The 13,022-nt window shown below is 74.8% G+C and carries 12 protein-coding genes; 5 read left to right on the top strand and 7 right to left on the bottom strand.

Features of this window, described 5'->3' with window-relative positions:
• Nucleotides 1-8: 8 nt before the first annotated feature.
• Nucleotides 9-2,243, top strand: a complete 2,235-nt coding sequence (gene glgB, locus ACFQ8E_RS18490) for a 1,4-alpha-glucan branching protein GlgB (RefSeq protein WP_430552033.1) — start codon at nucleotides 9-11, stop codon at nucleotides 2,241-2,243.
• Between the two features lie 22 nt (nucleotides 2,244-2,265).
• Here glgB and ACFQ8E_RS18485 read toward each other — a convergent pair whose 3' ends face one another.
• Genes ACFQ8E_RS18485 through ACFQ8E_RS18475 form a run of 3 tightly spaced genes read right to left on the bottom strand, consistent with a single transcriptional unit; the run spans nucleotide 2,266 to nucleotide 5,666 of the window.
• Nucleotides 2,266-3,219 (bottom strand): co-chaperone YbbN, encoded by a 954-nt coding sequence (locus ACFQ8E_RS18485; protein ID WP_430552032.1) that lies wholly within the window; start codon nucleotides 3,217-3,219, stop codon nucleotides 2,266-2,268.
• Between the two features lie 24 nt (nucleotides 3,220-3,243).
• Nucleotides 3,244-4,257, bottom strand: coding sequence for a hypothetical protein (locus tag ACFQ8E_RS18480; RefSeq protein ID WP_430552031.1), 1,014 nt, complete (start codon nucleotides 4,255-4,257; stop codon nucleotides 3,244-3,246).
• Nucleotides 4,254-5,666, bottom strand: a complete 1,413-nt coding sequence (locus ACFQ8E_RS18475; protein ID WP_430552030.1) for a hypothetical protein — start codon at nucleotides 5,664-5,666, stop codon at nucleotides 4,254-4,256. Before ACFQ8E_RS18475 ends, ACFQ8E_RS18480 begins: the two co-directional genes overlap by 4 nt.
• A 307-nt stretch (nucleotides 5,667-5,973) precedes the next feature.
• Here ACFQ8E_RS18475 and ACFQ8E_RS18470 point away from each other — a divergent pair, with 307 nt between their 5' ends.
• Entirely contained in the window at nucleotides 5,974-7,491 is a 1,518-nt protein-coding gene (locus ACFQ8E_RS18470) for a hypothetical protein (protein WP_430552029.1), read from the top strand.
• A gap of 73 nt (nucleotides 7,492-7,564) precedes the next feature.
• On the opposite strand, the gene ACFQ8E_RS18465 is transcribed toward ACFQ8E_RS18470, so the two are convergent.
• The 3 genes from ACFQ8E_RS18465 to ACFQ8E_RS18455 all read right to left on the bottom strand — a co-directional run bounded on the left by ACFQ8E_RS18465 (nucleotide 7,565) and on the right by ACFQ8E_RS18455 (nucleotide 9,638).
• Entirely contained in the window at nucleotides 7,565-8,410 is an 846-nt protein-coding gene (locus tag ACFQ8E_RS18465; protein WP_430552028.1) for an alpha/beta fold hydrolase, read from the bottom strand.
• Between the two features lie 116 nt (nucleotides 8,411-8,526).
• Nucleotides 8,527-9,288 carry an alpha/beta hydrolase gene (locus ACFQ8E_RS18460; protein ID WP_430552027.1) on the bottom strand — a complete coding sequence of 254 codons (762 nt, stop codon included), beginning with the start codon at nucleotides 9,286-9,288 and terminating at the stop codon, nucleotides 8,527-8,529.
• Between the two features lie 50 nt (nucleotides 9,289-9,338).
• Nucleotides 9,339-9,638 (bottom strand): hypothetical protein, encoded by a 300-nt coding sequence (locus ACFQ8E_RS18455; protein ID WP_430552026.1) that lies wholly within the window; start codon nucleotides 9,636-9,638, stop codon nucleotides 9,339-9,341.
• Nucleotides 9,639-9,766: 128 nt separating this feature from the next.
• Between ACFQ8E_RS18455 and ACFQ8E_RS18450 the strand changes: the two genes are divergently transcribed.
• Together ACFQ8E_RS18450 and ACFQ8E_RS18445 are read left to right on the top strand one after the other, a co-directional pair.
• Nucleotides 9,767-10,735 carry an FKBP-type peptidyl-prolyl cis-trans isomerase gene (locus ACFQ8E_RS18450; RefSeq protein WP_430552025.1) on the top strand — a complete coding sequence of 323 codons (969 nt, stop codon included), beginning with the start codon at nucleotides 9,767-9,769 and terminating at the stop codon, nucleotides 10,733-10,735.
• A gap of 128 nt (nucleotides 10,736-10,863) precedes the next feature.
• Nucleotides 10,864-11,406 carry a phosphoribosyltransferase gene (locus ACFQ8E_RS18445; protein ID WP_430552024.1) on the top strand — a complete coding sequence of 181 codons (543 nt, stop codon included), beginning with the start codon at nucleotides 10,864-10,866 and terminating at the stop codon, nucleotides 11,404-11,406.
• A 14-nt stretch (nucleotides 11,407-11,420) separates the two neighbouring features.
• Here ACFQ8E_RS18445 and ACFQ8E_RS18440 read toward each other — a convergent pair whose 3' ends face one another.
• Nucleotides 11,421-12,362 (bottom strand): alpha/beta fold hydrolase, encoded by a 942-nt coding sequence (locus ACFQ8E_RS18440; RefSeq protein WP_430552023.1) that lies wholly within the window; start codon nucleotides 12,360-12,362, stop codon nucleotides 11,421-11,423.
• A 67-nt stretch (nucleotides 12,363-12,429) separates the two neighbouring features.
• Between ACFQ8E_RS18440 and ACFQ8E_RS18435 the strand changes: the two genes are divergently transcribed.
• Entirely contained in the window at nucleotides 12,430-12,990 is a 561-nt protein-coding gene (locus tag ACFQ8E_RS18435; RefSeq protein WP_430552022.1) for a TetR/AcrR family transcriptional regulator, read from the top strand.
• Nucleotides 12,991-13,022: the final 32 nt, after the last annotated feature.

Raw genomic sequence — 13,022 nt, 5'->3', positions numbered from 1 at the left:
GTGAGGCCATGACCGGGTCCGCCGCCGCCCCCGCACCACCGCCCGTCGACCCCGAGGTGCTGACCGCCCTCGCGCAGGGCACCCTGCACGACCCGCACACCGTGCTCGGTCCGCACCTGCTGGACGACCCGGGGACGCCGGCCGACCGGGCCTGGGCGGTCGTGCGCGTGCTGCGGCCGCTGGCCGACGAGGTGACCGTCGTGACCACGGACGGCGAGCACCCGGCCGGGCACGTGGCCGCGGGGGTGTGGGAGTCGGTGGTACCGGCGGGCGTGGACGCCGGCGGCGGGCGCCACGCGCCGGACTACCGGGTCCGCACGCGGTACGACGACGACGTGCAGACCGTCGACGACCCGTACCGCTTCCTGCCCACGCTGGGCGAGGTGGACCTGCACCTGATCGCCGAGGGCCGGCACGAGGAGCTGTGGCGGGCGCTCGGCGCCAACCCCCGCCGGTTCCCGAGCGCGCTGGGCGACGTCGACGGGACGGCGTTCGCCGTCTGGGCGCCGAACGCCCGGGGCGTGCGGCTGGTGGGCGACCACAACCGCTGGACCACGGTGCACCCGATGCGCTCGCTCGGCGCGAGCGGGGTCTGGGAGCTGTTCGTGCCCGGCGTGGGCGAGGGCACCCGGTACAAGTTCGAGGTGCTGGGCGCCGACCGCGTGTGGCGGGCCAAGGCCGACCCGCTCGCCAAGGGCACCCAGGTGCCGCCCGCCACGGCGTCGGTCGTCGTCGACTCGGCGTACGAGTGGTCGGACGGCGAGTGGATGGCACGCCGCGCGGCGACCGACCCGCACTCCGGCCCGGTGAGCGTCTACGAGGTGCACCTGGGCTCGTGGCGGCCGGGTCTCGGCTACCGGGAGCTCGCGGAGGAGCTGACCTCGTACGTCGTCGAGCAGGGCTTCACCCACGTCGAGCTGCTGCCCGTGGCGGAGCACCCCTTCGGCGGGTCGTGGGGCTACCAGGTGACCGGCTACTACGCGCCGACGGCGCGGTTCGGGCACCCCGACGACTTCCGCTACCTCGTGGACCGCCTGCACCGGGCCGGCGTCGGCGTCATCCTCGACTGGGTGCCCGGCCACTTCCCCCGCGACGAGTTCGCCCTCGCGCGGTTCGACGGCGGCCCGCTGTACGAGCACCCGGACCCCCGCCGCGGGGAGCAGCCCGACTGGGGCACGCTCGTCTTCGACTTCGGCCGCCGCGAGGTGCGCAACTTCCTCGTCGCCAACGCGACGTACTGGTTCGAGGAGTTCCACGCCGACGGCCTGCGCGTGGACGCCGTGGCGTCGATGCTCTACCTCGACTACTCGCGCAAGCCCGGCGAGTGGGAGCCGAACGTCCGCGGCGGGCGGGAGAACCTCGAGGCCATCGCGTTCCTGCAGGAGGCCAACGCCACCGCCTACCGCCGCTCCCCCGGCGTCATGATGATCGCCGAGGAGTCCACGGCCTTCCCCGGCGTCACCCGGCCCACCGACGCGGGCGGGCTCGGTTTCGGGCTGAAGTGGAACATGGGCTGGATGAACGACGGCCTGCGGTACGTCGCGCACGACCCGATGTACCGGCGCTACCACCACCACGAGCTGACGTTCTCGCTGGTCTACGCGTTCTCGGAGCAGTACGTGCTGCCGATCAGCCACGACGAGGTGGTGCACGGCAAGGGCTCGCTGCTGCGCCGCATGCCGGGCGACCGGTGGAAGCAGCTCGCCGGGGTGCGCGCCTTCCTCGCCTACCAGTGGACCCACCCGGGCAAGCAGCTGCTGTTCATGGGGCAGGAGTTCGCGCAGGACGCCGAGTGGGACGAGGGCTCCGGCCTCGACTGGTGGCTGCTCGAGACCCCGGGCCACGCCGGCGTGCAGCGCCTGGTGCGCGAACTCAACGCGGTCTACCGCGCCACGCCCGCCCTCTGGGAGCGGGACTTCGACGCCGCCGGCTTCGAGTGGCTCGACGCCGACGACGCCGACCACGACACGCTCTCGTGGGTGCGCCGGTCCGCCGACGGCGCCCCCGTCGTCGTGGTCGTGAACTTCGCGGGCGTCCCGCACGAGGGCTACCGGCTCGCACTGCCCGACGGCGGCGCCTGGGACGAGGTCCTCAACACGGACGCCGAGGTCTACGGCGGCTCCGGCGTCGGCAACCTCGGCCGCGTGCACGCCCAGGACGTGCCGTGGAAGGGGCGGCGGCACTCCGTCACGCTGCGGGTGCCGCCGCTCGGCGCGCTGGTGCTGCGCCCCGCCGATCGGTAGAGCCGCCGGTCAGGCAGAGCCGTCAGTAGAGGCTGATCGCCAGGCGCTGACGGGCCTTGACCACGCGGGGGTCGGTGGGGCCGACGATCTCGAAGTACTCGACCAGCCGCACGCGCAGCTTCTCCTTGGCGTCCGCGTCGGCACCGGGGAGCAGCTCGAGCAGCCGGGCGAAGGCGTCCTCCACCTTGCCGCCGAGCATGTCCATGTCGGCCACGCCCAGCTGCGCGTCGAGGTCGGCCGGGGCGTCGGCCGCCGCGGTCCGGGCCGTCTGGAGGTCGACGCCGCGCGTGCGCTGCAGCAGGCGCACCTGCGCGAGCCCGGCCACCGCGAGGGCGTCCTTCGGGTCCTGCTTGATCGCCTTCTCGTACGCGGCGACGGCGGTGTCGAGGTCGTCGCGCTCGATCGCGTCGTACGCCTCCTGGTGCAGCGGCGGCAGCGGCTCCTCGACCGGCTCCTGGTCGGCGGCCTCGGCGGGCTCCTCGCCCTCGGCGCCCTGGGCCGGGGCGCGTCCCGTGACGCCGTTCTGCTCGGCCGCGGCCAGCACCTGGTCCAGCACGCCGCGCACCTGCTCCTCGGGCGCCGCGCCCTGGAACAGCGGGAGCGGCTGGCCCTGCAGCACCGCGACGACGGTCGGCACGCCCTGCACCTGGAAGGCCGCGGCCACCTGGGGGTACGCCTGCGCGTCGAGACGGCCGAGCAGGAACCTGCCGGCGTACTCCTCCGCGAGCCGGCCCAGCAGCTCGCCGAGGTCGGCGTTGGCCTTGTCGGTGGGGATCCACAGCAGCATGACCACGGGGTACGTGGTCGAGTCCTGTACCACCTGCTGGAAGTTCGCGTCCGTGACGTCCAGCACGTAGCCGCCCGCCGACGGCGCCCCACCGGGCTCCCCCGGGGGCGGCGACTGCGGGCGGTTGAGCGCCGACAGGTCGACGGCGCCACGCGTGCTGAAGGTCGGGTCGGGCGTGGGGTTGGTCATGGGCGCCATCCTACGAGCGGAGCGTCAGTTCGAGGCCGCCGTCGCCACGTGCGAGTACCCGAGCGGCCGGATCTTCTCGTCCGAGCCCTTGGCCGGGACGTACAGCGCGACCATGTCCGTGTACTCGGTCTTCAGCACGTTGGTCTGCGCGGCGTCGCCGAGCAGCGCCTTCTGCGTCTCGGAGAGGGCGGGCACCTTGGCCTCGTCCTCGGCCTTGACCGTGGTCGTGCCGTCGAGGACGCCCATGACGAGCGCCCCGCCGTCGGCCGTGCGGACGGCACGGACCTCGTCCTTGCGCGCCTTGTACTTCTGCGTGTACTCGGTCCCGGACTCCTCGAAGCCGTCGACCTCCTTCCACGCCGCCGCGTCGGCCGCGACGGCCGCGACCAGGTCGCCGTCGGGCAGCTCGAAGCCCTTCGCGAAGGACGACTTCTTGGCCCCGAGGGTGACGAGGTCCGCGTACTGCGCGAGGGCGTCGACCGGGGACGCCGCCAGGGAGTCGTCGTCCCCCGCGACGGCGGCCGAGCCCACGGCCGAGTCGGCGAAGTACGGCATGCTCTGCCCCGGGATGAGCTGCACCCACGACCACATCTTGTAGTCGGCGCGCGCGGACCCCTGCTCGAACGCGACGAGGCGCGGCGTCTCGAGGTCCTCGGTGCTGGCCGTGATGGAGAAGCTCGTGCGCGGCCACCCCTCGGTGGTGGGGATGATCATCTGCTGGGACTCGCTCGGGATGTCCGTGACGAACTCCGCGTTGTCCCGCTTCTTCGCGACCGCGAGCTGGCTGGTGCGCACCTCGTACGCCGGGCCGGTCACGCGCGCCTTGAGATCCTTGCCCTTGAGGGCCTTGTCGGCCTTCGCGACCGTGTCCGCGACCGCGGTGAACACCTGGGTGTCCTGCTCCTCGGTCAGCACGGGCCCGCCGACGGCCTCGCCGGGCTGGGGCTGGGGCAGCTCGTCGGCGCAGCCGGCGAGCAGCGTCGTCGACACGACGAGGGCGCTCGCCACGGCCAGGCCGCGGGTGGTACGGCGGTTCATCGGTTCTCCCCGTCGTCGTCGGTCGTCGGGTCGGCGGCCTGCCCGGTGCGGGTGGCGTCGCCGAAGCCCCAGGTGGCGCGCCAGGCGGCGGCGCGCCCCGCGGGCGTGGAGGTGTCGGGTCGGGGTGCGCCCTGCTCGGACGCCTGGTCGGGCTGCGCCGGGCGCACCGTGGGGATCGAGCCCGTGATGGCGCGCAGCATGCGGGTCATCCCGCCCTGCTCCGCGGCCCGCCGGGCCTCCTCCTGGGCACGCAGCTCCCGCCGCGTCATGCGCAGGGCGCCGGTGGCGGTCGTCGGCTCGGCCGGCACGGGCTCGTGCACGGACGCCTCCGCCGGCACCGGCACCGCCGGGGCGGGCAGGCTGCCGAACGGCGCGGGCGCCGCCGCGTCGACGCCGACCGGCGTCGCCTCGGGCGCCGGGTCGGCCGACGACGCCGGTGCGTCGACAGCCGCGTCGGCGGTCTCCTCGCGCTGGCGGCGTCGCGACCGGCGCAGGAGCCGGCCGGCGAGCGGTACCTCGGCCGTGCCGGAGGCCGAGTCGCGGGCGGTGCCGTCCTCCCGGGAGTCGTCCTCGCTCTCGCCGTCCGGCGCGGGCTCGACGGGCGGGACGTCGTCCACCGACGGCCCGGCGGGTGTCGCCGGCGACCAGGGGCCGGCGGACTCGGTCGACGGGCGCACCGGGGCGAACGGCGCCCCGAGGCCACCTGCCGACGGCCCGTCGTGGAGGTCGGTGGCGGTCTCGTCGCCCGCGCCCTGCTCGGCGAGGTCGGCCTGGCGGGCGCGGGTACGCCGTCCCCCCAGCACGAGCAGCAGGGCCCCGGCGAGCACCAGCACGGCGCCCACCCCGACGCCGGGCCACAGGTAGGGCGTGCTCACGGTGCGCGGCCAGCTGAGCTCGAGGGTCGGCGCCTGCGCGCCCTTGCCGACGCCGGCGGCGAGGAGCGTCCAGCTGCCGGGGCGGTCGCTCCAGCGCAGCGTGACGCTGTTCTCGTCGGTGGCCTCGGCCACCCACATGTCCGACCCTGCCGGGTCGGGGCCGGACTCCGGCGCCTCGTTGGTCTCGGCGTCGGCGTCGGCCGGCTCGCCCGCCGCGACGGAGAGGTTCTCCCAGTCGCTCAGACCCGTCACGCGCGAGTACGGGTCGTTGCCGACCCACCCCTTGACGTCGACGTCGCGACCGACGGCGAGGGTGACCTTCTGACCCTCGGGGACGGACGCGCTCACGGTGACGTCGCCACCGACGAGCCCGAGGACACCGGGGTCGGTGACGACGAGCGTGCCGTCACCGGTCGGCTTGGCCGTGGCGACCACCGTGTCGGTGTCGCGCCAGACCGTGGCCGAGGCGACACCGAGCGCGGCGGCTGCCAGTCCGACCAGGACCAGGACACCGCCCAGAATGCGTTGCAGCACCGAGCTTTCCCTTCGACGTGGACAGTCCAGCATAGGGACGGCGCGGCGGGCTCCGTCCACGTGACCGCCCTGGCAGGGTGCGGTTCACCAACCCTTCACGACTCGCGTACGACCGACGCGCCCGGGCTCCTGCGCGTCGTCACGACCCGTGGAACACTGCCGTGGCGACGCCGTGGCGCCGCACCGACCCGGCGTGGGAGGATGTCCGACTCGTCCCGCGAGGGCCAGAATGTCCCGAGTATCGGCGCCCTGCCCCCGCCACTATCCTGGCGACGCCGGGGCACCCACCATGTACGGAGGTCTGCACGTGTCCGACGAGCGCACGCTCTTCCCGATCACCATGCGCGGTTACGACCGCCCGCAGGTGGACGGTCACATCGCCCGACTCGAGCAGGCGCTCGAGGAGGCCCGCCGGAACGTCGAGAGCACCGACGCGCGCGCCATGCAGATCTCCTCGGAGCTCGCGCTCGCGCAGCGCCAGCTGCGGGAGAACGAGAAGCCCTCGTACGCCGGGCTCGGCTCGCGCGTCGAGCGGCTCCTGCGGTCCGCGGAGGAGCAGTCCACCGAGGTCCTCACGCAGGCGAACCAGCAGGCTGCCGACATCATGGCGCGCGCCAAGCTGTCCGCGGGCCAGGTGCGCGCCCGCGCGGAGTCCGAGGCCTCCGAGCTGCTGGGCAGCGCCCGCCGCGAGGCGGAGGAGATCCGGTCCACCACGGCCGCCGAGGCGGAGGGCACCCTGCTCGCCGCCCAGCGCCGCGCCGAGGAGCTCGTGGGATCCGCCGAGCGCGAGGCCGCCCTCATCACCAGCACCCTGTCCGCGGAGGAGAGCGAGCGGCGCGCCACCCTCGAGCGCGAGATCGGCGTGCAGCGCTCCACCGCGGAGCGCGAGACCACCGAGCTGCGGGTCGCCGCCGAGCGGGACACCGCGCAGCAGCGGGCCCAGGCCGCCGCCGAGGCCGCGGCGCAGCGCGAGGAGGCCGACCGCGAGTCGAGCGATCTCCTGGAGCGCACCCGCCGCGAGGCCGCCCGCATCGTCGCCGAGGCCAAGCACCAGGCCGCCGAGGCGTCCGACGCCGTGACGACCGAGCTCGAGCAGCTGCGCGAGCAGGCCCGTGCCGCGCTGGCCGACGCCGAGCTCGAGATCGCGCAGCGCCGCGAGCAGGTGGAGCACGAGGCCGCCGCGCGGCACGAGACCGCACGCCAGGAGACGGACCTGCTCGTCCGCGCCGCCGAGGAGCACGCGGCGGAGGCCGAGCAGCGCGTCGCCCTGGCCCTGCAGCAGGCGGAGAAGGTCCGCGCGGAGTCCGACGCGTACGTGAAGTCCCTGGTCGCGGACGCCCGCCGCACCGCGGACGGGATCGTCGCCGAGGCGCGGGAGTTCACCGAGCAGATGGTCAACGACGCGCGCGTCGAGGCGGAGAACCACCGCTCCACGGCCACCCGCCAGCTCGAGGACCTCACCCGCCGGCACGACTCGATCAACTCCTACCTCGAGGAGCTCCGCGGCCTGCTCGGCACGGAGAAGTCCGAGACCCCGGCCGGCGCGGGCCAGCCCGTCGCCCTGGTGCAGAAGGCCGTCCCGGCACCCCCGGCCCCGCAGGCGAAGACGGTCGACCAGACCGCCGACGTCGAGCCGGAGGCGGACGAGCAGGCGGACGAGCAGGCGGACGAGCAGGGCGCCGAGGCCCTCGACGCGCAGCCGGACGACGCGGCGCCCCAGGACACCGCCGACGGCGACGACACCGCCGCGAAGACCGAGACCGAGGCGACGACCGAGGCCGAGGCCGACGTCGAGGAGGAGTCTCCGGCCCCGTCCAAGGCCTGAGCGACCCCGCCCCGACGCCGCGGGCCCGCCACCGTTCGGTGGCGGGCCCGCGGCGTCTCGTCCGCCCGGCGCGTCAGCTGGTCGGGGCCGGGCGGTACTGCCAGGGCCAGCGGGGCGGGTTGGTGCGCTCGGCCACGCGCCGGTGCAGCAGCGCGATCGCGGCGGCGACGGTCGCCGGGTCCTCGACCGCGCTCATGTGACCGGCGGCCGGGACGACGGTGAGCGCGCCGTCCCGCGCGGCGTGCACCATGTGCTCGGCCTCGACGAGCGGGGTCACCTGGTCCTCCGCCCCGACCACCACGGAGACGGGGCCGTCGAACGTGCGCAGCACGTCGGTGCGGTCCGGACGGGCCGCCATCGCGCGCTGCGCCCAGGCGACGCCCGACGGCGACTGCGCACGGATCCATGACTCCAGCAGCGGGAAGAGGTTCCTCCGCCGCTCCACGCTCGTCGGCCCGAGCAGCGCGCCGGGCATGCTGAGCACCGGGTCGAGCGTCTGCCCCGCGGTGACGGCGTCCGCGATCCGCAGCCGGTTGGCGCGCGCGGCGTCGAGGTCGGCGGTCGACTTGGTGTCGACGAGCCCGAGCCCGACGACGAACCCCGGATGGCGCTCCGCCAGGGCGAGCGCCACGTAGCCGCCCATCGACAGACCGACCACGACCGCGTTGCCCTCGCCCTGCTCCCGCATGGTGCGGTGCACGGCGTCGGCGACGTCCTCGAGCCGCGGCGGGATGCCGCCGAGGTCGGAGTGCCCCTGACCGGGCAGGTCCACGCCGAGGGCGCGCACCCCCTCGGGCAGGGCCTGCGCCGCGGCCGCCCACATGCGGTGGTCCAGCGGGAAGCCGTGCAGCAGCAGGACCGGCGTGCCCGCCCCGTCGTGGAGCGGGTAGGTCGCCAGGAGCGCGGAGGGGGTGGTCATCGTCGACTCCTCGTCGTCAGCAGTGTCGTCAGGGATGTCGTCAGGGATGTCGTCAGGGATGTCGTCAGCGGTTCACCTCGGCGGGCCGAGCCGGCCGCTGCGGGGGGTGTGCCGTGTCACCGCGGCACCGTCTCTGCCTGCTGCGCCTCGCCGTCGTAGTGCGTGGGCAGCGGGGCGTGGCCGGGCAGCACGTGCCCGACGATCTCGTCGAGCACCCGGCGCACCGCCGGCTCCCCGACCCACAGGTGCTTCGCGCCGTCGACGCCGATCACCTCGGCCTGCGGGACGCGCGCGAACCGCCGGCGGGCCTCGTCGGGACGCAGGTAGTCGTCGTGCTCGGGCACCAGCACGACCAGCGGGCGGCCGAAGGAGGCCCAGCGGTCGAGGTCGGCGTCCGTGGCGCGGTGCAGCGGCGGCGACAGCAGGATCGCGCCCTCGACGGCCGGGTCGGTGCCGTGCTTGAGCACCAGCTCCGTGCCGAACGACCACCCGACGAGCCACGGCCGCGGCAGCTCGCGGAACTCCGCGAGCTCGATCGCGGCGGCGACGTCGTAGCGCTCCGCCTCGCCGCCGTCGAACGCGCCGTCGGACGTGCCGCGCGGCGAGGACGTGCCGCGGGTGTTGAAGCGCAGGACGGCGAGGTCCGCGAGCGCGGGGAGCCGCCAGGCCGCCTTGCGGTACACGTGCGAGTCCATGTAACCGCCGTGCGTGGGCAGGGGGTGGAACGTGAGGAGGGTCGCGACCGGGTCCCGGTCGGCCGGGAGGGCGAGCTCGCCGACGAGCGTGAGCCCGTCCGCGGTGTGCAGCTCGACGTCCTCACGGCGGGCGGGGAGCATCGTGAGGGAGCGGATCTGGTGGCCGGTGGCGTCGTCGTTCATCGCCTCCAGCGTAGTTCGGCCGGGCGTTCCAGGCCGGTCCTGCGGGGCGTTCAGCGCAGCCGGGCGCGCCGCTCCCAGCAGGAGGAGTGCCAGTGCCGGCGGTCCTCGAGGCCCGCGGCCTCTCCCCCGACCGCGTCGCGCTGCCACGCGACGACGTGCGGGGTGCCCGCCGGGATCTCCTGCCGGCACGCGGGGCACCGGTACGCCTTGTCCCCGCCGCGCAGCCGCCGCACCGTCCACTCGCCGTCCGCCGCGCTCTCCCGCCGCACGCCGCCGAGGGCACGGTCGAGGTCGAGCGGCGGGGTCTCGGCGCCCCAGGGGCGCTTGCGGGAGGGTCGGCGGGACGGCATGGCACCCATTGTCGCCCGGCGAGGGCCGGCCGGTCCGCCCGGCGGTGGTCCCGGCGGACCCTGGACGGCGCGGTCAGGTCGTGCCGTTACAGTGGCCCGGTTCGTCCCCGCCGACCGAAGGACTCCCCGTGAAGCTCCGCACGTCCGCCGCCGCTGCCGCGCTGGCGCTGGCCGCGGCCCTGACCCTGACCGCCTGCGCCGACGACTCCTCCGGTGACGGCGCCACGCCGTCCGCCTCCGCGTCGTCGTCCCCGGCCACCGAGGCTCCGGAGCCGACGAAGGAGGACGTCGCCGCGCTCGAGACCGTGAAGGTCGAGGGCAAGGCCGGTGCGGAGCCGAAGGTGACCTTCAAGACCCCGCTCGAGGTCTCGGTGCCCACGTCGCGCGTGATCGACGAGGGCGACGGCGCCGACCTCACCGAGGGCATGAAGATCACCATGGACACCGTCGCCTTCCTCGGCACCGACGGCTCCACCCAGGGCTCCACCTGGGAGCAGAAGACCCCGCAGAGCTTCATCCTCGGCGACGCGAACTACGGCGTGCTGACCGAGCCGCTGACCGGGCAGAAGGTCGGGACGCGCCTCCTCGTGGCCAACCCCGTGCAGGGCCAGGACGGCTCGACGGCGACCATGGTCAACCTCGTCGAGATCACGGACGCGACGAAGATCCCGACGCGCGCCGAGGGCACGGCCGTCGAGCCCGAGAAGGGCCTGCCGGCGGTCACGCTGGACGACTCCGGCAAGCCCTCGGTGGAGATCCCGGACGGCTACGAGGCGCCCAAGGACCTCGTCGCGCAGACCCTGATCAAGGGCGACGGCGCCAAGGTCGAGAAGGACCAGACGGTCACCGCGCAGTACACGGGCTGGACGCTCGACGGCGAGTCGTTCGACTCGTCGTGGGACCGCGGCACCCCGAGCTCGTTCTCGCTCCAGCAGGTCATCGCCGGCTGGACGGACGGCCTCGCCGGGCAGACCGTCGGCAGCCAGGTGCTGCTCGTCATCCCCGCCGACCAGGCGTACGGCGCCGAGAAGAGCGACGACAACGAGCTCGCCGGCCAGCCGCTGGTCTTCGTCGTGGACATCCTCGACGCGCAGTGACCTCCCGCCGTCGTCGTGACGTCGAGCACGTCACGACGACGGCCGTGCAGGTCGGCTGCAGGTCGGCCCCACCACGACGGCGGGCCCCCGGTCACGGGGGCCCGCCGTCGCGCGTAGTCTCGGGTGCCATGAGCGCAGAGCCCACCCCCGCCGAAGCGACCGTGCCCGCCGACGCCGACGTCGCCCCCGAGCGCGAGGTCCTCACCTGGACCCTGCTGCCCGTCGCGATCCGCGAGCTCGCCCAGCAGGTCGTCGACAGCGGCTTCCTGCCCGACGTCGTGATCGCCGTCGCGCGCGGCGGCCTGGTGCCCGGCGGCGCGATGGCGTACGCCCTGGGAACCAAGGGCGTGGGCACGATGAACGTCGAGTTCTACACCGACATCGGCAAGACCCTCGACGACCCGCGCGTGCTCCCGCCGCTCATGGACACGTCCGAGCTGCCCGGGTCCAAGGTGCTCGTCGTGGACGACGTCGCCGACTCCGGCCGCACCCTCGCGCTCGTCATGGACATGCTCGCGAAGCAGGGCGCCGACGCCCGGTCGGTGGTGCTCTACACCAAGCCCCGCACGATCATCCGGCCGGACTACTCCTGGCGGGACACCGACCTGTGGATCACGTTCCCGTGGTCGGCCGACCCGCCCGTCACCGGCGCGCACTCGGCCGACGTCTGAGCACCTGAGCACCGTCACGTTGCGCGGGCGAACAGCTCCCGCGCGCGGTCGACGACGAGGTCCGGACGCTCGTCGACCATGAAGTGCGAGACCCCGGGGAGCACGTCGACGGTGAGGTCGTCGGCGTGCTCCTCGTAGCCGCCGAGCAGCGCGGGGTCGCTGAGGATGTCGTTCTCGCCGAGCAGCGCCACGGTCGGCGCGGCCAGGTGCTGGTCGCGGTAGGCGCCGCGCAGCACCGCCCACAGCTCGCGCCGCACGAAGTCTCGACAGAGCGCCGAGCCGGCGCGCGCGCCCGCGGGCTGCCGCAAGGGCGCGAGGTACGCCTCGACGTCGGCCTCCGTCATCACGGGCGCGTCGCTGCCGTACTCCTGGAGCAGGTGGCGCGGCAGCCGCTGCCGGCCCCGCGACAGGGCGCGCGGTCCGGTCAGTCGCGAGGCGATGACCACCTGGAACCAGGTGTGCCGCATCATGAGCAGCAGTCGCGGGTCGAACCGCAGCCACAGGTGGGGCACGCCCATGCTCAGCAACGAGACGGCGCGGTCGGGTCGCTCGAGGCACAGGTGGAAGCCGACCAGCGCGCCCCAGTCGTGCGCGACGATGTGCGTCCGGTCGACGGCGAGCGCGTCGAGCAGGCCGACGACGTCGGCCAGGAGCCGGTCGCGCGTGTAGCCGTCCGGCGGCGCGTCGGTCCAGCCGAACCCGCGCAGGTCGGGGCACACGACCCGGTGGTCGTGGGCGAGCGGTCCGATGACGCCGCGCCACTCCCACCAGTGCTCCGGGAACCCGTGGAGCAGCAGCACCGGGTCCCCGGTCCCCTGCTCGACGACGTGCATCGCGAGCCCGTCGACGTCGACCCACCGGTGGGTGACGCCGGCGAGCTCGGGCATCGGCACCTCGGCCGACGTCTCGGGCCGCGCCGAGGCGGCCCGCCCCTCGCCCACCACGTTCTCGTCCATCCCTCGACGGTACTACGTTCATAGTGCCATGTCACTAGATCTGTAGTACCGGGGTTAGGGTGCCGTGGTGACCACCAGCATCCCGCCCCGACGCCGCGCGCTCGACGCGGCGGTGGACCTGCTCGGCACCGAGGGGCTCCGCGCCCTCACCCACGGACGCGTCGACGAGCGCGCCGGGCTCCCCCGCGGTTCGACGTCGAACTACTTCCGCACCCGCGCCGCGCTGCTGGCGGGCGTCTCCGACGAGCTCGCCGCCCGCGACCTGGCGGGCCTGTCCGCCGCGCCGGAACCCCGGTCTGCGGCCGACTTCGTCGACATGCTGTGCGCCGGCTTCGCGCAGGCGACCGGCCCCGACCGCGCCGCCACGACCGCCCGCCTCGTCCTCTTCCTGGAGGCGAGCCACGACCCCGACCTCCGCGGGCGCGTCGACCGCGGCCGCGAGGCGCTCCTCGACTGGGGCGAGCGGATGGTGGGCCGCCTCGGGGCCGCCGACGCGCGCGCGGCGATGATCGCCGTCTCCGGCGCCTACGAGGGCCTGCTGCTCCACGCGATCGCCCGCCACGACCCGACCGACCCCCGCCCGCCCCTGACGCTCGTCGTCGACGCCGCCCTGGACTCGCCGAGGTAGCACGAGAGGGCGGACCGCATCACGTGCGGTCC

Origin of the sequence: Isoptericola sp. NPDC056573, from assembly GCF_042793335.1 — a bacterium.
GTDB lineage: Bacteria > Actinomycetota > Actinomycetes > Actinomycetales > Cellulomonadaceae > Isoptericola.
Note: the sequence above shows the minus strand (reverse complement) of the source record. Positions and strands in the feature narration are given on the sequence as shown.